Below are 18,676 nucleotides of genomic sequence, written 5' to 3'. Positions count from 1 at the left end.
TTCTAGCGCAAAATTACCTTATTTTTTTTATTTGCTTACCTTTGTCATATGAAAAAGGTGTTATTTATTGACAGAGATGGGACTTTAATCGAAGAACCCAAAATTGACCAGCAAGTAGATAGCTATGAAAAGCTGGCTTTCCTGCCGGAGGTAATCTCTAATCTGAAAAAAATCACAACCATAACTGAGTATGAATTAGTGATGGTAACGAATCAGGATGGCTTAGGGACCGCTTCTTTCCCGGAAGAAACGTTTTGGCCAGCGCATCAAAAAATGCTTGACATCTTTTCCTCCGAAGGTATCATCTTTAAACAAATTCATATCGATCGCAGTTTTGCTCACGAAAATAAACCTTCCCGCAAACCGGGTATCGGAATGCTGGGAGAATATTTCTCTACCGCATATGATCTATCAAACTCCTATGTGATAGGAGACCGTCTAACAGATATTGAATTAGCTAAGAATTTAGGCGCTAAAGGTATTCTACTAGGTGATTTAGATATACCTAAGGACTTGCAAGCTTTTACAGCCATTCAATGTACTAATTGGAACGATATACATGAATTCTTTTTATTGCCCGCAAGACGTGTTCTACACGAGCGCAATACGCATGAAACTAAGATATCAATCGAATTAAATTTAGATGGAAAAGGGTTCGCTAAAAATGAAACAGGTGTGGGCTTTTTCGATCACATGTTAGATCAAATAGCCAAGCACGGAAACCTTGATTTAGCTGTAAAAGTAGCGGGTGACCTGCATATCGACGAACACCATACCATTGAGGATACCGGAATAGCCTTAGGTGAAGCATTTGCTTTAGCTTTAGGAAACAAAAAAGGAATCGAACGTTATGGCTTTTTATTGCCAATGGATGATTGCTTAGCGCAAGTGGCGATTGATTTCTCTGGCCGAAATTGGCTGGTTTGGGAGGCTACGTTTACACGCGAAATGATAGGTGAAATGCCTACAGAGATGTTTTTTCACTTCTTTAAATCATTTTCAGATGGAGCTAAATGTAATTTAAATATACAGGCGACTGGAGATAATGAGCACCATAAAATTGAAGCCATATTTAAAGCTTTTGCTAAAGCCATTAAAATGGCAGTTAATCGGGATCGAAAAAATTTAGATTCTTTGCCCAGCACCAAAGGACTTCTTTAAAATTATTCGTAAATTTGTATCATTAAACAACAATTCAATGGGATATTCAGGAGCAGCGTTTTTTATCATCTTGTTTGCAATTTCAATTGCGGTAGGTGTTAAACTTCAACAGATCTATAAAGAGAGAGGAAAATAATCCTCTCTCTTTTAGTTTAATTTCCCTTCGTCTGCAAAACTGTAAAAAGTAGATGCTCCTACGATGAGGTGATCCACCACATCAATATCAAATATCTTCCCCGCTGCCACTACCTGCTTAGTTAATTCTATATCCGAACTACTGGGTCTCATCTGATTACTTGGATGATTGTGCGCTAAAATAATCGAAGATGTTAAACGCTCTAACGCAGACTTATAGAGCAATCGAATATCGACAGTTGTACCCGATACTCCTCCAATACTTAATTTTTCAGCTAAAACAACGGTAGAAGCTCTATTTAAGTGAAATACCCAAAACTCCTCTCGAATCAAATCAGCTAAATAGGGTTTAATCAAGCTGTATGCGTCTATCGAATTCCGAATGACTAGTTTAGTGCTAGACTCAAAAATCTGCCTCCTGCGGCCTAGCTCAAGGCTCGCAACGAGTAATGCCGCCTTAGCTGGGCCAATACCTCTCAATTTCTTGAAATCAAATAAATTATATCGAGCTAAAACGGCTAGATCGCCATCCACCGAATTAATGAGTTCCTGAGCTAATAAAGCGGCAGAATGCTTTGCAAAACCAGAACTAATGATAACGGTCAAAATTTCGACCAATGACAACTCCCCTGCTCCTAATCGAGCTAATTTCTCCCGAGGCAAATCCTCTTTTCTGACAATTTTCATGTAAGAAAGGTAATCCATATAAACGAATAAACCCCTCTTGTGGAGGGGTTTATCACTATAATGATAATCTAAAATTAAGCAGCTACTTTGTTCACTAACTTAGCTAATTTAGATTTTTGATTTGCAGCTTTATTCTTGTGGATGATGTTTTTCTTAGCAAATTTATCTAAAGAAGAAGAAACTTGCTTGAAAAGCTCAATTACCACAGATTTCTCAGTCGTCAATCTCAATTTCTTGATCAAGGTACGAGTTGATTTGTGTTGGTAACGATTACGTAAACGCTTTGCTTCGTTAGAACGGATACGCTTTAATGCTGATTTATGATTTGCCATCTGTTAAATAAAATTCTCTTTTTACAAAATTGAAATGCAAAAGTAACTAATATGAATATAATTAACAAGACTAAACATAAAATTTATCTATTACTACTTGTCAGTTTAGTCGCTCCAGCAAGAAATAGTAGTTCATGGGGATTTTTTGGCCATCGAAAAATCAATTTACTGGCTATATACACTTTACCTTCACCCCTACACAGCTTTTACCGCAGACACTCGAAAGAATTACAAGAATTAGCTGTCTTACCTGACGCTAGGCGTTACATTTTAGACGAAGAAGCGGCTAGGCATTATATTGACCTAGATAAATACCAATTAAATCAAGTTAGTTTTAGTACCTGGGAACAAATGTTACGTCATACACCCGAAGATTCCCTGCGAAAACACGGAATAGTGCCCTGGCATATTCCCATCGTTTATAAACGGCTTGTTCTCGCATTTATTAAGAAGGATAGCCTTCAAATCATCAAGCTTTCCTCCGAACTAGGTCATTATGTCGCTGACGCACACGTTCCTTTGCATACTAGTTCTAATTATGATGGCCAAAAAACGAATCAGGGGGGATTGCATAGTTTTTGGGAATCACGTATTCCAGAACTATTAGGCAACAAATTAGATCATTTCAGTGGTCCTGCGACACATATCATTCACGTTCAAGAGGCAAGTTGGTCTTGGGTCTTAGCTTCCCATAAGCAATTGAAAGACTTATTCAAAATAGCGTCTGAAGTAAGCTCTTCGCTTAAAGAGGGAGAAAAATATAGTTTCGAACAAAAGGGTCAGGCTTTAGTCAAAATCCAAAGCGTAAAATACAGCCTAGCCTACCATAAAGCCCTAAATAACCAAATTGAATCGCGATTTACTGCGGCGATAAAACACGTCGGTGACCTTTGGTATTCGGCTTTGTTAGAAGCTGGCCAACCATCTTTCGAATAAATTTTGCAATTTTGCAGAATGAACTCGAATCCTTTTATTCAATTAAAACCGGGGAAAGACGCACCGGTTAAGCGTTTTCATCCTTGGATATTCTCAGGAGCAATCGCAAAACAAAGTCCTAATCTTCAAGATGGGGATTGGGTAAACGTAATTAGCTCTAGAGAAGAATTTTTAGGAACGGGTCACTTCCATAATGGTAGTATTGCTGTCAAAATCATCTCATTTCAAGCGATTGAATCCAAGAGTTTATTTTGGGAAAAACGGATTCAAAATGCCTGGGATCTACGAGCTTTATTGCCTTTAGACAAAACAAACGCCTTTCGTTTGATACACGGAGAAGGTGATGGCTGCCCTGGATTAATAATGGATTTATACAAAGATGTACTCGTTTTTCAAGCCCATACCATCGGAATGCACCGCGACCGCGATGAAATTGTGGAAGCGATTAAAGTGGTATTAGGAAAAAAAATCAAAGCGATTTATGACAAAAGCCGCGAGACACTTCCTACGGAATACGCCCAGAACTGCGTGAATAGTTTTGTTTTTGGCGAAGTAAGCGTTCCCTATACCGTAAAAGAAAATGGCTTATCCTTTTCCATTAACTGGATTACTGGCCAAAAAACTGGATTCTTCATTGATCAAAGAGAAAACAGAGCACTTTTAGCTAAATACGCGAAAGGAAAATCCATATTAAATACCTTCTGCTATTCTGGAGGCTTTTCTTTATATGCCTTAGAAGCAGGCGCTGCATACGTCATTTCTTTAGACGCATCAGCAAAGGCCATCGATTTAGTTACGGCTAACATCGAATTAAATAAAATGCAGGGATTACAACATGAAGCCATCGTAGGCGAAACCCTACCCTATTTAAAGGCGAATGAAGATGAATTTGACATCATTGTATTAGATCCACCTGCCTTTGCTAAATCAATGAATGCGAAACACAAAGCCTTGCAAGGTTATCAAAAAATCAATGAACTCGCTTTACGCAAAATCAAGAAGAACGGACTCTTGTTCACTTATTCTTGTTCTCAGGTAATCACGCGAGATTTATTCTACAATATGCTCGTAGCGGCAGGAATAGCTGTAGGAAGAGAAATCCAGGTGATACACCAAATGACACAATCCCCTGATCACCCGATTAACTTATTTCATCCCGAGAGTAATTACTTGAAGGGATTCGTACTTAAAGTACTTTAATAAAAAAGGCAGCTCGTGAGCTGCCTTTTTTTTAGTCTACTAATCTAAAAAGCCGATTCCATCGAATCTTGTTCCAAGAGAATAGACTCTTATTCGGGTCTATCGACATCCAAACAAAGAATGCCTTTCCAACGATGTGATCTGACGGAACAAAGCCCCAGAACCGAGAATCAGCTGAATTATGGCGGTTATCACCCATCATAAAGTAATAATCTTGTTTGAAGGTATATGACGTAATTGCCTTGCCTTCTATTGAAATTTGGTAAGCAGAAATCTTAACGTCCTTATTACCTTCATATTTCTGAATAGTCTCCCCATAAATCGCCACATTTTCTGGTGTCAAAGGAACGGTCAAACCTTTTTCAGGAACCTTCAAAGGACCGTAGAAGTCACGATTCCATTTAAATAAAGTGGTATCATGAGGGAAAATATCAATAAATGTCACCCCCTTAGGATCCTTAAATAGACTGGTATCAAATAATTTCTTAAATGGCAATGCTTGAATTTCCTCCATCATTGCTTTAGAGGTGTTCAATTTATAGCCCCAAAGTACATTTTGCGAATCTGGCTCCGCTAAAGGTAACCAGTCGGCTGAATCATAACTCGCATCTGGCGAATTACGTATACCATATTCTTCAAAAAATTTCTCCTCTAAATTCTCCTTCGACTTCATAAAAATGGGATGCTGCATCCGAACCGGATTCACCATCGCCTTTCCATTAACAACCACTTGCTGATCGCGCACCTCAAGTACATCCCCTGGAGTGGCCACGCAACGCTTCACATAAAAGGTGCGTAAATCAACCGGTGCGTCACCATCCTCCTCAAAATTAGGTACATTAAATACCACGGCATCCCCTTGTTTTACAGAGGAGAAACCAGGAAGGCGATAAATGGGTAAATTTAACCAACGCAAATAGGACGGGATATCCGTAAACCAAATCTTTTGATGCGTTAAGGGTAATTGTAATGGAGTTTTAGGCGTTCGAACCCCATAATGTAATTTACTTACAAATAGGAAGTCGCCTACCATCAACGAACTTTCCATCGAAGGAGTCGGAATAGTATAGGCTTCGAAAACAAAAAAGCGAATTAAGGTGGCAGCCACTACAGCAAATGCGACCGAATCTAACCATTCTCTAAAGGCTGATTTTTGTTTTTTAGGTGTTTCTTTCGTTTCCTTCATCTTATTTTAACATATCGTCCATACCTAGGACTCCTTTTTTATCTTTAATCCACTCCGCAGCAATCACAGCTCCTAAGGCAAAACCTTCGCGACTGAATGCCTCGTGAGTGATTTCGATCTGATCTACTTTGGAAATATATTTAACCGTATGAGTGCCTGGAATAACGGACTCCCGTTGCGACCAAATTGCTACTTCATTCGCCGCCGCTATCTCATTATTCACCCATTTGTCTTTCGAGCCATTCGCTTCAATAATGCCCTCGGCAATCGTAATGGCTGTTCCACTAGGTGAATCCTTCTTTTCTGTATGATGAATCTCGTTCGTATAAATATCATACTCTTTATGCGGAGACATCAATTGTGCAAGCATCTTATTCAAACGGAAAAACAAATTCACACCGATCGAATAATTAGACGCATAGAAGAAAGTGGATTGCTTTTCTTTAGTCAAAGCTTCAATCTCTGCTTTCTTTTCTAACCAACCCGTGGTCCCGCAAACGACTGGAATTTGTTTGTTTATGCAAGTCAAGATGTTCGCATAGGCAGATGCAGGATTAGAAAATTCAATGGCTACATCTACCTCAGCAGAAGATAAAGCAGCTAAATCAGCTTGATTATCCACATCTATTTTCGCTACAATTTGATGACCACGTTCCAGCGATAGACGCTCGATCTCTTTGCCCATTTTACCATAACCGATTAATACAATCTTCATCTTTATTTAAAATTAAATGATAAGGTGAGTCCGGATACCAAACTTTGGGAAAAAGGCTGGTAATCTAGTGTCGGTTTCACTTTAAGGCTAATATCATCTGAGACATCAAAAGTTTTCAAATGAGCACTCACATTCGCATCTACTACATTAAGCGTCCATGCTAAAACCATTCCAATAAAGGTATAGTCTCTATTTCTGCGATAACCATCAGTTAAACGCTTTAATTGATTTACATCTAAATCACGTATCGTCCCATCCTCATAAGGTACCGCCACTGTGGTAGGAGGGACATACTTGGGGTCATCCGGATGAGTGGAAACTTGGTAATAAAAATCTCTATATTTTGTATAACGAACATCATTCCAGTTAGCGATCATCCCTAAAGAGACAAAAGCACCGGCCACTAAAGGCAACTTCCAATACTGCCGATTATACAATTGCCCCCAACCGGGAATCATCAATGATTTTAAAGTTGCTTGCCGTGGAATAATCTTGTAAGGTTTAACTACAGGCTTAATCGCCAAACTATCCTTCAAATCCATAGAGGATAAGCTAAATGGCAGTAACAAAACTAAAAGCAAGTACCGAAAGTACATTATTGAACTTTGTTAAGAATTGTTAATAACTCGTCCTTCGATTTAAAACTTAATTTGATCTCCCCTTCCCCTTTTTCATTGATTTTCAAGGCAACAGGTGCTTTAAAAAATGATTTCAAGGACGCTTGCCAAGCTTGTAGCTCTTGGGCAGAAATCTTAACAGTGCCCGGTCCAGCAGTAGGGGCATCCATATTACCTGATTGACGCACCGCATCTTCTAATCGCCGAACAGACCAATCTTCGGCCATGGCTTTTAGGAACAAGGAATTTTGTAATGCCGTATCCTCTAAAGAAACCAAACAACGCGCGTGTCCCATCGACAATTTATTATCCCGAATAGCTACTTGTATGTGCGGTGGCAATTTAAGCAAACGCATATAATTCGTCACAGTCGAACGATTTTTACCCACTCGAGCTCCTAAATCCTCTTGTTTCAAATCGCATTCTTCCATCAATCGCTTATAGGAAAGGGCTATTTCGATGGCATTAAGATTTTCACGTTGAATATTTTCGATTAACGCCATCTCGATCATCTGCTGATCATTTGCCGTTCGAACAAAGGAAGGAATTGTCTTCAATCCAGCCATTCGAGTAGCTTGGAAACGACGCTCTCCTGAAATTATTTGGTATTTTTTGGCAGAAATACGACGTACCGTGATGGGCTGAATGATACCTTGAACACGAATGGATTCTGCTAATTCTTCTAATGCTTCTGGGGCAAAATATTCCCTTGGTTGAAATGGATTTGTTTCAATTAAGTCCAAAGCTATTTCATCCATCAGGTTCACTCCTTCCAGACGTCCTGCGAAATCAGATGGATGACGAGATTGTAAGCCACCACCATCAGAATCCTCTAACAAGGCCCCTAATCCCCTACCTAAACCTGTTCTTTTCTTAGAACTTTCTTGCTTTGCACTCATATATCTTTACCTAGATAGTCACCAATAAACCATTTTTACGAATGATTTCCTTTGCTAAATTTAAATAACTAATCGCCCCTTTGCTATCCGCATCATGTAAGATCGCAGGAACTCCGAAACTAGGCGATTCTGAAAGTCGAATATTACGAGGAATAATCGTCTCAAAAACCATATTTTTAAAGTGAGTATTCACCTCATTCACCACTTGATTAGATAAACGTAATCGCATATCATACATGGTTAATAAAATTCCTTCTATCACAAGGGAGGTATTTAAACGCGATTGAATAATCTTAATCGTATTCAATAATTTTCCCAAGCCTTCTAAGGCATAATATTCACATTGCACTGGAATAATTACTGAATCGGCTGCCGTAAGGCTGTTGATAGTAATTAATCCCAAAGAGGGGGAACAGTCCATGATGATAAAATCATATGAATCCTTCACCGCTTCTAATGCATCTTTCATTTTGCGCTCCCTATTATTCAGATTAATCATCTCAATTTCAGCACCCACTAAATCGATGTGAGAAGGAATAATATCTAAAAAGGGAACTTCGGTAGGTAAAATGCTCTCCTGTACACTAGAAAGCCCCACCATACATTCGTATATGCTGTTTTTAACCTCTTTCGGATTAAAACCTAAACCCGAGGTTGAATTAGCCTGTGGATCCGCATCAATCAATAAGGTTTTAAACTCAAAAGCAGCTAAACTGGCAGCTAAATTAATGGCTGTTGTTGTTTTCCCTACTCCCCCCTTTTGATTTGCAATTGCGATTGTTTTGCCCATAGGATATTTAACGAAATGAATTGACAATATTACAAAAAAGGTTTCACATCTATCTCGAAATTAAATTACATTATTGTATCTTAACATCATAATTTCAGTAAACCTCTATGTCAACAAACAGTACATCTCACCCTAAAGGACTCTATTTTCTTTATTCCACTGAAATGTGGGAGCGCTTCAACTTTTATGGAATGCGCGCGATTTTATCGTTATTTTTAGTCAGCGCCCTTTCGTTTAAACAAGATGAAGCAGCCATCCTTTACGGAGGATTTTTAGGCCTGAGCTATTTAACTCCCATGTTAGGGGGTTACGTTTCGGATCGCTATATCGGAAATCGGAACAGCATCATAGGCGGTGGATTTGCTATGGCCATCGGGCAATTATTACTCTTCTCTTCTGCAAGTAGTTTCACCACAGATGTACATTTAGCAACTAATTTAATGTGGGGTGGCTTACTTTTTTTGATCCTCGGAAATGGTTTTTTTAAGCCTAACATTTCTTCCATGGTAGGACAATTGTATGCGAAAGGAGATAACCGCTTAGACGCAGCATTCACAATTTTTTATATGGGTATAAATACCGGTGCGATGCTAGGGATGCTTATTTGTCCTTGGCTAGGTGATGTGAAAGTGGATGGCGTTCGAGTTATTGAAGCTTTTAAATGGGGCTTTCTAGCAGCAGGAGGTGCTATGCTAATCGGAACCATACTATTTGCCCTTCTAAAAGGAGTATTTTTAAAAGCCCCTGATGGGAGTGGAATAGGTTTAGCTCCTACATTCAGTGAAATAAAATCAGAGGGCTCTGAAACGGAAAAAGCAGAATTCTCCACCCAATCCATTGTTATATCAAGTACCTTATTTATTGGCTTAATAATTGTCTTTCATTATTTATTTATCACTGAGGTCGCTAATCCAATTAAAGACTGGATTTATCCCGTCATTTATTCGTCAGGTGTTAGTCTAGCCTTTCTAATTTTGAGAGATAAGACTTTGACTAAAGTGGAAAGAGATCGAATTTGGGTGATGTATTTTGTGGCCTTCTTTGTTATTTTCTTTTGGGCCGCTTATGAGCAGGCTGGATCATCGTTAACTTTTATCGCAGATCAGCAGACGGATTTGAATTTCTTTGGGATACAATTACCACCTAGTTCTGTCCAAAACGCCAATTCCTTTTTTATTATCATTTTAGCTTTTCCTTTTTCCTGGCTTTGGATTCGCTTATCGAAAAAAGGAATCGAACCTAATTCACCAGGCAAACAAGCTATCGGATTATTACTTTTAGCGATTGGGTATTTAATCATCGCAATGAAAGTGAAAGATTTAGGGTCGGACAAATTAGGCGTGATTTGGTTATTCATCATGTATTTATTCCATACGATGGGGGAACTAAGTTTGTCGCCGATCGGATTATCACTTGTTGCAAAATTAGCTCCGAAGCGATTCTCCTCCTTGTTGATGGGGGTTTGGTTTTTAGCTAACGCGGCGGGATATGCCTTAGCGGGAACTCTGGGAGCGTTATTACCACCCGCAACTGCAGTAGTAGGCCAAACGGTTTTCCCTAGTTTCATAGGCTATGAGATCAAAAATCTCTATGATTTTTTCCTCTTATTTGTCATAATGGCGGGTATTGCCTCTGTAATTTTGTTTGGCCTAGCGAATGGTCCATTAAAAAGAATGATGCACGGCATCCGATAATTTATGAATACACACGATCATCATTTACACGAAAAACATTTAAAGAGTTCTGATTTTATTAGAGACATCGTGATCGGTATGTCCGATGGACTAACTGTCCCTTTTGCCCTAGCAGCAGGTCTTTCTGGCGCTGTCTCATCCGCGAATATTGTTACGACTGCTGGTATAGCTGAAATTGTTGCCGGATCCATTGCGATGGGTTTAGGAGGTTATTTAGCTGGCCAAACAGAACAAGAACACTACGAGTCAGAATTGAAGAAGGAATATGAGGAAGTAGAACGCGTGCCGGAAAGAGAAAAACAAGAAATCAGAGATGTATTCGAAGATTATGGATTGAGTCCTGAGGCGCAAGAAATCGTGGTAGAATGTATTTCAAAAGATAAGGATAAGTGGGTAGACTTTATGATGCGCTTTGAATTAGGCCTAGAACGACCTAATCCCAATCGTGCGCGAAACTCCGCCTTAACTATCGGACTTTCCTATATAGTGGGAGGCTTCATTCCGCTACTACCCTATTTTTATGTTGACAAACCGGAGGAAGGTTTAATTTATTCAGCAGAGGTGACCATAGTAGCTTTAATGTTTTTTGGTTATTTTAAAAGCAAAGTAACAGGCCAAAACCCTATTATTGGATCTCTAAAAGTAACGTCTATTGGCGCAGCGGCTGCTGCAGCAGCCTATTTTGTAGCGTCCTTATTTCAATAAGCAGACACCTTATCATCCCCACGAGAATCTGCACCACCTTGCAGGTTTCCGTTAGGTAATACTAAAATCCCTTCCACAAGTCCAATAGCTGAAACGGGTGAAAAAGTATAGCCTTTTGCCTTTAGACGCTCTTGCTGTGCCTCTGAAAAACGTGCTGGTTCTGCCGTAATTTTATCTGGCATCCATTGATGGTGAAAACGGGGATATTCTACGGCTTGCTGCATATTCATCCCCATTTCCAGGGTATTTAAGACTACTTGGAATACACTCGTAATAATAGTTGCGCCACCAGGGGTTCCCAAGACCATCTTTAATTGTCCATTTTCTTCCACAATGGTGGGTGTCATGCTAGAAAGCATACGTTTATTGGGTTGGATTTCATTCGCCTTCGAACCGATTAAACCATAGAGATTAGGAGAACCTGCTTTGGCAGAAAAATCGTCCATCTCATCATTTAACAGAAAACCGGCACCACCTACAAAAACCTTACTTCCGTATGAATTATTCAATGTAGTGGTAATAGAAACGGCATTGCCCTCCCCATCTACTATACTATAATGTGTAGTCTCTGGACTTTCATAACCCGGAAAACCACCCGCTAGAATATCAGCACTTTTCGTCGCTTGATTAAAATTCATTTGACCCATGCGAGAAGATGTATACGTGGGATCAATTAATTCATTCACCGGAACTTTCACAAAATCGGGATCCCCTAACCAGTTAGATCGATCGGCATACACGCGTCTTTCTGCTTCCACCATCACCTGAATAGTAGAATCCGAACTAGGCCCCCATTTTTTAAAGGTATAGGGCGCCACCATCTGCAATAATTGAGCTAGAGCTACTCCGCCGCTACTTGGTGGAGGCATACCTATGATCTGGTAATTCTTGTATTGACTTTTAATAGGTGTACGCCAAATAGCCTGGTAATTCTTCAAATCCTTTTTAGTGATCAAGCCATTCTTGCCTTTCATCTCCTTGACAATCAAGCTTGCTGTTTGGCCTCTATAAAAACCGGATGATTTTTTGCGTGCGATACGTTCCAGACTAGCTGCTAAATCGGCTTGCACTAAAAGGTCACCGGCTTTCCATTCTTTTCCTTCTTCTGATAATAAATAGGTCTTACCTGGATTTTCCTTCAGAAATTCTACTCTTTGACGATTTAACCCTCTAGCTTCCCTTTCAGTTAGCGATAATCCTTTGCTTGCTAGTTCCACTGCAGGTTGCAAAAGCACCTTCCAAGGCAATTTTCCTAGTTTATCATGCATTTCTTGCATGCCAGCAACCGTTCCTGGCACTCCTACTGAAAAAATACCGGTCATACTTTTACCTGGAATGATTTTACCATCAGCATCTAGATACATATCTCTACTTGCTGCAGACGGCGCTTTTTCCCGATAATCCAATGCATTTACATTTCCTGATTTATCTCGATAGACTAAAAATCCCCCTCCGCCAATATTTCCAGCTGAAGGATGACAAACAGCTAAAGCAAAATTAACTGCTACCGCTGCATCAATAGCATTTCCCCCTTTTTTCAAAATCGCCAAACCAATATCAGAGGCTACAGGATGTGTAGAAACCACCATACCTTGTTTACCTTCTACTAAAGGCTTGCTAGTCGTCTGCGCGGAAATGAAAAATGGAAGAATTAAAAGGAGTAAAAACTTATGCATTTTTAGTTCGATTTGAAATGAAGCGACAAATTAATGGAATCCGATGATTTTTGAACATTGCGTTAATAAAAATATAATTTAACTTTGTGATTATTTAATTAAATCAGATACTAATAGTGGATATTTTCGAGAAGGTAGCTAATAACATGGGTCCCATTGGTGCACATGCACATTATTCCCATCATTATTTTTCATTCCCAAAGTTAACAGGAGAATTAGGTCCTCGAATGACTTTCATGGGCAAAGAAATGTTAAACTGGTCTCTAAACAACTATTTAGGTCTAGCGAATCATCCAGAAGTTAGAAAAGCAGATGCGGATGCCGCAGCAAAATACGGCTTAGCTTACCCAATGGGTGCCCGTATGATGTCTGGAAACACTGATGAACACGAAGAATTTGAACGTCAGTTAGCGGAGTTCGTAGGTAAAGAAGATGCTTTCTTATTGAATTACGGCTACCAAGGTGTTATGTCTTTAGTAGAATGCATGGTCGATCACAAAGATGTGATTGTATATGACGCAGAATCTCACGCTTGTTTAATCGATGGTATTCGTCTTCACAAAGCAAAAATGGGTCAATACTATAAGTTCAATCACAATGATATGGAATCATTGCGCAAGAACTTAGAAAGGGCAACTAAAATAACCAATGAAACTGGTGGTGGTATTTTAGTCATTACAGAAGGAGTATTTGGAATGTCAGGAAAGGTAGGAGCGTTGGATAAAATCGTGGAAATGAAAAAAGATTTCAATTTCCGCTTATTAGTAGATGATGCCCACGGATTTGGAACTATGGGTGATAAAGGAAAAGGTGTAGGTGAATTCCTCAATTGTACGGAAGGCATAGACTTATACTTTTCTACATTCGCTAAATCGATGGCAGCTATTGGTGCTTTCGTTGCTGCTCCTAAGGAAATCATCATGTATTTAAAATACAATATGCGTTCTCAAACTTATGCAAAAGCATTACCTATGCCATTTGTCATCGGTGGAATGAAACGCTTAGAGTTAATTAAAAAGCATCCTGAATTAAGAGAAAAATTATGGGCTAATGTTCGCGCATTACAAAAAGGCCTACAAGATAAAGGTTTCGACATCGGCGAAACACAGTCCCCTGTGACTCCTGTTTTCCTTCACGGTGATTACGATATCACGGCTGTCACAAAATTAGTTAGAGACTTACGCGAAAACATGGGAATCTTCTGCAGTATTGTGGTTTACCCTGTTGTTCCTAAGGGCCAAATCATGTTACGTATCATTCCTACCTCGTCTCATAATTTAGCCGATATTGAATATACTTGTGATTGTTTTGCTGAAGTTCAAGAAAGGTTGAAATCTGGCTACTACGCGCAATAATTGATTGATTAAACGGCTTTTAAGGTGAAAATTATATTTTTTTGTATTTTTTTTCTGTTTTTTCTTGAATTTAATTTGCACTGAACAAGTTTTTTATTAAATTTCGCTTATTAATGCGCTTTAGAGGGCATAAAGACAATCTAATATTATTTACACAACCTAAAAAACAATTTATCATGAGTAGATTTGCACAAGTGAAAGACTTAATTTTATCTTTAGAAGGAGATTTCGAAAAATTCTACGATAAAGGAAATCAAGCAGCTGGTACTCGCGTAAGAGGAGGTTTACAACAAATGAAGACTTTAGCACAAGAAATTCGTACTGAAGTTCAAAACAAGAAAAACTCTGGAAAATAATTTTCCCCTCTCTTGATAAAAAAAGCCCGATAATAATCGGGCTTTTTTTATGTCTAATTTTTAAAAGAGATCTGCATGCATAGCTGAAGCCATTCCATCGACCATTATTTTCCCCCGTTCTAGTTTAAATACTTGCGTCGAAATCTCAGCCGTATGCTTAGCAGGGTTCGTGCTGATAATTTCAAATCTAGCCTTATAGGTATTTTCCACAAAGAGAGGGCGCTTAAATTCGGACACCTGCTTTAAATATACACTCCCCTCTCCAGGAAATTCCATTCCCATCACTCTGGAAAATACGCTTGCAATTAAGGCACCATGAATAATAGGTTTCTTGAAAGGAGTTGTAGCCGCATAAGCTTCATCCCAATGCAAAGGATTAAAATCCCCAGATATTTTACAGAATTCATTTACTTGTTCTTGTGTAAATGAGAATTCGATCTCATACGAGTTTCCAACTTCTAACATAGATTGATCATTTTTTGTAAAATTAAACCAAAATTTGATTCTATTTTTGTGGAAAATTAAATTAATCAGATGATTCACTTTATTCTTAATCCTAATTCCGGAACCTATTCTGCGAAAAAAAGGGCTCGAATATTGGAAAATCTACAGGCAATACCTGATTCAAAGGTTTGGCAAACGGAACGAGTAAACCATGCATCAGCATTAGCTAAACAAGCTATTTCGGAAGGTGCTCATAAAATCATAGCCATAGGAGGAGATGGGACCATTAATGAAGTAGCCTCTGCTCTTTTATATAGTTCCATACCTCTAGGCATCATTCCATTAGGATCGGGCAATGGACTAGCTAGGCATTTACATATTCCGCTGAGTTTCCCAAAAGCTTTACATAGAGCCATTAATGGGCAGGAGATTACCATCGATGCAGGTAAATGGAATGATCGCCCCTTCTTTTGCACAGCAGGTGTGGGATTCGATGCCTATGTAGCGGCACATTTTGCTACGAGAGGGAAAAGAGGTTTTTTGAATTACCTCTATTCTAGTCTAGTTTTACTTTTTCAATATAAGCCCATTATTGTCAAAGAGTTTGGGCCCCTATTTTCCTTGACTGTGGCTAATGCAAATCAGTTTGGGAACAACGCCTTTATATCACCTAATTCTAACCTGCAAGATGGATTGTTAGAGGTAATTCGTATCAAACCGAGCAACCTGTATCAAATTATCATTCTTGGAATAAGTCTATTTTTAAAGAAACTACCTCAGAACAGTCAAAGTGAGGTTTCAACCGTAACTTCTTTCACTTTCCATACAACCTTAGGTATCCCTTACCACCTGGATGGAGAAAGTTTACGAATAGAAAAAGAAAAAAATTTAATCTCCATTTTACCTTCATGTCTTCTCGTAGTAAAATAAATTTCTTATACTTTTTCAAGTTAAAGAATGAATTAAGCACGCTTAATTTGAACAATTTTTAGAAGCAAATTTTTAAGCATTTTTTTTCAAAAAAAAACTGGATTTATTTTTGTTTTCAAATTTGGAACGACATCTTATTTTACTATTTTTGTCTCCCCGCTTAAGAAAAAAGGAATCGTTTTTCTTATTAAGAACCAGTAGAACTTATAAAATATTTAAACTAGGTGAATCCCTAAAAATTCACCCATAGAACCGTTCGACCCAATATATTAATGCAACTCGAAGTTAGAGACTTGTGGAATCAATGCCTGAATATCATCAAAAATGATATTTCAGAACAAAGTTTTTCGACTTGGTTTGCACCCATCGTTCCGCTTAAGTTTTCTAACAATACATTAACGATTCAAGTACCCTCTCAATTCTTTTATGAATGGCTAGAAGAGAAGCATGTTTCAGACCTTAGGAAGGCAATTGATTTGACTATTGGTCGTCAAGGAATGTTAGAGTATTCCATTGTCATCGACAAGGGTGATCGTAAGAATCCCCCCATCACCTTTAATCTTCCTCCTACTAATCAAGCTCAAAATCAAACGGATAAGTCTCATAACTTTCCGAATCCGGCTAAGAGCCCATTTGAGTTAAAAAACTTAGATTCCTTAGAATTAGATTCTTATTTAATTCCAAAATATACGTTTGACAAATTCATCGAAGGGGACTGTAATCGTTTAGGCCGAGCTGCCGGAATGGCCGTAGCCAATAAGCCTGGATTAACAGCTTTCAACCCCTTAATGATTTACGGTGGTGTAGGCTTAGGAAAGACACACTTAATTCAAGCCATTGGCAATCAGATTAAAGATTGCTTTCCCGATAAATTTGTTCTTTACGTTTCTACGGAGAAGTTTACGAATCAGTTTGTGAATGCTATTCGCAATAATTCAATAGAGGCCTTTACTAACTTCTACTTGCAAGTGGATGTATTGATAATAGATGATGTACAGTTCCTGTCAGGAAAAGAAAAAACGCAAGAGACATTCTTTAATATCTTTAATCACCTTCACCAATCAGGAAAGCAAATAATTCTTTCATCTGACCGCGCTCCTAAGGACTTAGCTGGAATGGAGGATAGATTACTTTCGAGATTCAAGTGGGGTTTGACGGCAGATTTGCAACAACCGGATTTTGAGACCAGAATAGCCATCATCCAAAAGAAATTACAGGAAGACGGCATTCAAATTGATTTCGATGTATTAGAGTACTTAGCTCATTCAATCCATACGAATGTACGTGAATTAGAAGGAGTCATTATTTCATTAATGGCGCAAGCTTCACTTACACGAAAGGAAATTGACCTAGAATTAGCGAAGTCAACTTTGAAGAGTATCGTAAATGAGCAAGAGAAAGAATTAAGTGTAGAGAGCATTTTAGATGTGGTGACAAATCATTTCGATGTCGATCTTGATACTTTACGTGGCAAATGTCGCAAGAAAGAGAATGTATTTCCTCGTCAAATCGCCATGTACATGCTCAAAGAGCTCACAAATCTTCCGCTTAAGTCAATTGGCTATCATTTTGGCGGTAGAGATCATAGCACCGTTATACATGCTGTTCAGGCAGTATCTGAAGCAATGGAAACTGACCAAACCGTCGAAAAAACAATACGAAATTTATTTACCCGATTTAATCTAAAGGGTGTTCAATAAAAAAAGAGGCAAAAATTAATTTTTGCCTCTTTTTTTATTGATTACTATTCTGCAGTAACGTCTTTATCTGGTAAAGGCTTATCGTCAACTTTCACCTTTGCTTTAATCTTCGCTTCTAGTTCGTCCATTAATTCCGGATTATCCTTGATGAGATCTTTCACCGCATCGCGACCTTGACCTAAGCGGTTTCCATTATAAGAGAACCAAGAACCTGATTTATCAATCACTTCTAAATCAACTCCTAAATCTAGAATTTCTCCAGCCTTAGAAATACCTTCTCCGTACATGATATCAAATTCTACTACCTTAAACGGAGGTGCTAACTTATTCTTCACGACTTTCACACGTGTTCTATTACCCGTGATGGAATCAGGGCTTTCTTTAATTTGACCTGCACGACGTATATCTAAACGAACTGAGGCATAGAATTTCAATGCATTACCACCTGTTGTTGTTTCTGGTGAACCAAACATAACACCAATTTTATCACGTAATTGATTAATAAAGACGCAGCAACAGCCCGTCTTATTGATCGTACCTGTTAATTTACGTAAGGCTTGTGACATCAAACGAGCTTGAAGACCCATTTTAGAATCCCCCATCTCCCCTTCTATCTCCGCTTTAGGAACTAAAGCAGCCACCGAGTCAATAACGATAATATCAATAGCGCCTGATGAAATCAAATGCTCTGCAATTTCTAATGCTTGCTCTCCATTGTCAGGTTGTGAAATCAATAAATTCTCACAATCAATACCCAATTTCTCTGCATAAGCACGATCAAAAGCATGTTCTGCATCAACAAAGGCAGCTAAACCACCCGCTTTTTGAGCTTCAGCAATCATGTGCAAGGTTAAGGTTGTTTTACCAGAAGACTCAGGACCATAAATCTCCACCACACGTCCTCTAGGCACACCACCTATCCCTAAGGCTAAGTCTAATCCTAAAGACCCCGTTGAAATAACAGGAACGTCCATTACTTTACTATCTGATAGACGCATAACGGTACCTTTTCCGTAAGCTTTATCTAATTTTTCCAGAGTAGTTTGTAAAGCTTTTAACTTTTCAGCCGCTAGGCCTTGTGCATCACTAGCTTGTTTCGCCATTTTCGTTTTTTATCTAAAAATTTATGGGGCAATCGAGTATATTTGTTTTTTCGTT

General features: G+C 38.7%; 19 protein-coding genes. 9 read left to right on the top strand and 10 right to left on the bottom strand.

The features are described from left to right. The first annotated feature begins 48 nt into the window (after window positions 1–48). Window positions 49–1,161, top strand: coding sequence for a bifunctional histidinol-phosphatase/imidazoleglycerol-phosphate dehydratase HisB (gene hisB, locus ACST13_RS02850; protein ID WP_459521711.1), 1,113 nt, complete (start codon window positions 49–51; stop codon window positions 1,159–1,161). Window positions 1,162–1,308: 147 nt separating this feature from the next. Here hisB and radC read toward each other — a convergent pair whose 3' ends face one another. Together radC and rpsT are read right to left on the bottom strand one after the other, a co-directional pair. Next, window positions 1,309–1,983, bottom strand: a complete 675-nt coding sequence (radC, locus tag ACST13_RS02845) for a RadC family protein (RefSeq protein ID WP_459521710.1) — start codon at window positions 1,981–1,983, stop codon at window positions 1,309–1,311. A 74-nt stretch (window positions 1,984–2,057) separates the two neighbouring features. Beyond that, the gene (rpsT, locus tag ACST13_RS02840) at window positions 2,058–2,315 is read right to left on the bottom strand and encodes a 30S ribosomal protein S20 (RefSeq protein WP_459521709.1); all 258 of its coding nucleotides are present in this window, start codon (window positions 2,313–2,315) and stop codon (window positions 2,058–2,060) included. Window positions 2,316–2,366: 51 nt separating this feature from the next. On the opposite strand from rpsT, the gene ACST13_RS02835 reads away from it, so the two are divergent. Both ACST13_RS02835 and ACST13_RS02830 read left to right on the top strand, forming a co-directional pair. Continuing rightward, on the top strand, window positions 2,367–3,251 hold the full coding sequence (locus ACST13_RS02835) for a zinc dependent phospholipase C family protein (protein WP_459521708.1): 885 nt from the start codon (window positions 2,367–2,369) through the stop codon (window positions 3,249–3,251). Window positions 3,252–3,269: 18 nt separating this feature from the next. Continuing rightward, window positions 3,270–4,451: a class I SAM-dependent rRNA methyltransferase gene (locus ACST13_RS02830; protein ID WP_459521707.1), complete on the top strand. Its 1,182-nt coding sequence runs from the start codon at window positions 3,270–3,272 to the stop codon at window positions 4,449–4,451. Window positions 4,452–4,482: 31 nt separating this feature from the next. Here the strand turns inward: ACST13_RS02830 and lepB are convergent, their stop codons facing one another. From lepB to ACST13_RS02805, 5 genes are read right to left on the bottom strand one after another with little or no spacing between them, the layout of a single operon-like run. Continuing rightward, entirely contained in the window at window positions 4,483–5,637 is a 1,155-nt protein-coding gene (lepB, locus tag ACST13_RS02825) for a signal peptidase I (RefSeq protein ID WP_459521706.1), read from the bottom strand. Window position 5,638: 1 nt separating this feature from the next. After that, window positions 5,639–6,352, bottom strand: a complete 714-nt coding sequence (gene dapB / locus ACST13_RS02820; RefSeq protein WP_459521705.1) for a 4-hydroxy-tetrahydrodipicolinate reductase — start codon at window positions 6,350–6,352, stop codon at window positions 5,639–5,641. A 2-nt stretch (window positions 6,353–6,354) separates the two neighbouring features. Then, on the bottom strand, window positions 6,355–6,894 hold the full coding sequence (locus ACST13_RS02815) for a DUF5683 domain-containing protein (protein ID WP_459459644.1): 540 nt from the start codon (window positions 6,892–6,894) through the stop codon (window positions 6,355–6,357). 53 nt (window positions 6,895–6,947) lie between these two features. After that, the gene (locus ACST13_RS02810) at window positions 6,948–7,868 is read right to left on the bottom strand and encodes a ParB/RepB/Spo0J family partition protein (RefSeq protein ID WP_459521704.1); all 921 of its coding nucleotides are present in this window, start codon (window positions 7,866–7,868) and stop codon (window positions 6,948–6,950) included. Window positions 7,869–7,878: 10 nt separating this feature from the next. Then, window positions 7,879–8,658: a ParA family protein gene (locus tag ACST13_RS02805; protein WP_459521703.1), complete on the bottom strand. Its 780-nt coding sequence runs from the start codon at window positions 8,656–8,658 to the stop codon at window positions 7,879–7,881. A gap of 107 nt (window positions 8,659–8,765) precedes the next feature. Between ACST13_RS02805 and ACST13_RS02800 the strand changes: the two genes are divergently transcribed. Both ACST13_RS02800 and ACST13_RS02795 read left to right on the top strand, forming a co-directional pair. Next, window positions 8,766–10,352 (top strand): peptide MFS transporter, encoded by a 1,587-nt coding sequence (locus tag ACST13_RS02800; protein ID WP_459521702.1) that lies wholly within the window; start codon window positions 8,766–8,768, stop codon window positions 10,350–10,352. Window positions 10,353–10,355: 3 nt separating this feature from the next. Further along, window positions 10,356–11,057, top strand: a complete 702-nt coding sequence (locus tag ACST13_RS02795) for a VIT1/CCC1 transporter family protein (RefSeq protein ID WP_459521701.1) — start codon at window positions 10,356–10,358, stop codon at window positions 11,055–11,057. Here ACST13_RS02795 and ggt read toward each other — a convergent pair. Continuing rightward, on the bottom strand, window positions 11,051–12,733 hold the full coding sequence (gene ggt, locus ACST13_RS02790; protein ID WP_459521700.1) for a gamma-glutamyltransferase: 1,683 nt from the start codon (window positions 12,731–12,733) through the stop codon (window positions 11,051–11,053). The two genes, ACST13_RS02795 and ggt, sit on opposite strands and share 7 nt — an antisense overlap. Before the next feature lie 116 nt (window positions 12,734–12,849). Here ggt and ACST13_RS02785 point away from each other — a divergent pair, with 116 nt between their 5' ends. Both ACST13_RS02785 and ACST13_RS02780 read left to right on the top strand, forming a co-directional pair. After that, a complete protein-coding gene (locus tag ACST13_RS02785; protein ID WP_459521699.1) occupies window positions 12,850–14,088 on the top strand; it encodes an aminotransferase class I/II-fold pyridoxal phosphate-dependent enzyme in 1,239 nt (412 codons plus the stop codon). A 176-nt stretch (window positions 14,089–14,264) separates the two neighbouring features. Beyond that, the gene (locus tag ACST13_RS02780; RefSeq protein WP_459459636.1) at window positions 14,265–14,444 is read left to right on the top strand and encodes a histone H1; all 180 of its coding nucleotides are present in this window, start codon (window positions 14,265–14,267) and stop codon (window positions 14,442–14,444) included. A 60-nt stretch (window positions 14,445–14,504) separates the two neighbouring features. Here the strand turns inward: ACST13_RS02780 and ACST13_RS02775 are convergent, their stop codons facing one another. Beyond that, window positions 14,505–14,909, bottom strand: a complete 405-nt coding sequence (locus tag ACST13_RS02775) for a MaoC family dehydratase (RefSeq protein WP_459521698.1) — start codon at window positions 14,907–14,909, stop codon at window positions 14,505–14,507. 69 nt (window positions 14,910–14,978) lie between these two features. Between ACST13_RS02775 and ACST13_RS02770 the strand changes: the two genes are divergently transcribed. Both ACST13_RS02770 and dnaA read left to right on the top strand, forming a co-directional pair. After that, on the top strand, window positions 14,979–15,818 hold the full coding sequence (locus ACST13_RS02770) for a diacylglycerol/lipid kinase family protein (protein ID WP_459521697.1): 840 nt from the start codon (window positions 14,979–14,981) through the stop codon (window positions 15,816–15,818). Between the two features lie 272 nt (window positions 15,819–16,090). After that, on the top strand, window positions 16,091–17,518 hold the full coding sequence (dnaA, locus tag ACST13_RS02765; protein WP_459521696.1) for a chromosomal replication initiator protein DnaA: 1,428 nt from the start codon (window positions 16,091–16,093) through the stop codon (window positions 17,516–17,518). Window positions 17,519–17,562: 44 nt separating this feature from the next. Here the strand turns inward: dnaA and recA are convergent, their stop codons facing one another. Then, on the bottom strand, window positions 17,563–18,621 hold the full coding sequence (recA, locus tag ACST13_RS02760; RefSeq protein WP_459521695.1) for a recombinase RecA: 1,059 nt from the start codon (window positions 18,619–18,621) through the stop codon (window positions 17,563–17,565). Window positions 18,622–18,676: the final 55 nt, after the last annotated feature.

The organism is Aquirufa sp. A-Brett2-W8, from assembly GCF_054558755.1.
The sequence above is the reverse complement of the archived record's forward strand: the minus strand, read 5'-3'. Positions and strand labels throughout refer to the sequence as shown.

Bases quoted from the DNA above. Each gene is read 5' to 3' on its own strand.
- hisB (WP_459521711.1), top strand. From the start codon at position 49: ATGAAAAAGGTGTTATTTATTGACAGAGATGGGACTTTAATCGAAGAA.
- radC (WP_459521710.1), bottom strand. From the start codon at position 1,983: ATGAAAATTGTCAGAAAAGAGGATTTGCCTCGGGAGAAATTAGCTCGA.
- rpsT (WP_459521709.1), bottom strand. From the start codon at position 2,315: ATGGCAAATCATAAATCAGCATTAAAGCGTATCCGTTCTAACGAAGCA.
- ACST13_RS02835 (WP_459521708.1), top strand. From the start codon at position 2,367: ATGAATATAATTAACAAGACTAAACATAAAATTTATCTATTACTACTT.
- ACST13_RS02830 (WP_459521707.1), top strand. From the start codon at position 3,270: ATGAACTCGAATCCTTTTATTCAATTAAAACCGGGGAAAGACGCACCG.
- lepB (WP_459521706.1), bottom strand. From the start codon at position 5,637: ATGAAGGAAACGAAAGAAACACCTAAAAAACAAAAATCAGCCTTTAGA.
- dapB (WP_459521705.1), bottom strand. From the start codon at position 6,352: ATGAAGATTGTATTAATCGGTTATGGTAAAATGGGCAAAGAGATCGAG.
- ACST13_RS02815 (WP_459459644.1), bottom strand. From the start codon at position 6,894: ATGGATTTGAAGGATAGTTTGGCGATTAAGCCTGTAGTTAAACCTTAC.
- ACST13_RS02810 (WP_459521704.1), bottom strand. From the start codon at position 7,868: ATGAGTGCAAAGCAAGAAAGTTCTAAGAAAAGAACAGGTTTAGGTAGG.
- ACST13_RS02805 (WP_459521703.1), bottom strand. From the start codon at position 8,658: ATGGGCAAAACAATCGCAATTGCAAATCAAAAGGGGGGAGTAGGGAAA.
- ACST13_RS02800 (WP_459521702.1), top strand. From the start codon at position 8,766: ATGTCAACAAACAGTACATCTCACCCTAAAGGACTCTATTTTCTTTAT.
- ACST13_RS02795 (WP_459521701.1), top strand. From the start codon at position 10,356: ATGAATACACACGATCATCATTTACACGAAAAACATTTAAAGAGTTCT.
- ggt (WP_459521700.1), bottom strand. From the start codon at position 12,733: ATGCATAAGTTTTTACTCCTTTTAATTCTTCCATTTTTCATTTCCGCG.
- ACST13_RS02780 (WP_459459636.1), top strand. From the start codon at position 14,265: ATGAGTAGATTTGCACAAGTGAAAGACTTAATTTTATCTTTAGAAGGA.
- ACST13_RS02775 (WP_459521698.1), bottom strand. From the start codon at position 14,909: ATGTTAGAAGTTGGAAACTCGTATGAGATCGAATTCTCATTTACACAA.
- ACST13_RS02770 (WP_459521697.1), top strand. From the start codon at position 14,979: ATGATTCACTTTATTCTTAATCCTAATTCCGGAACCTATTCTGCGAAA.
- dnaA (WP_459521696.1), top strand. From the start codon at position 16,091: ATGCAACTCGAAGTTAGAGACTTGTGGAATCAATGCCTGAATATCATC.
- recA (WP_459521695.1), bottom strand. From the start codon at position 18,621: ATGGCGAAACAAGCTAGTGATGCACAAGGCCTAGCGGCTGAAAAGTTA.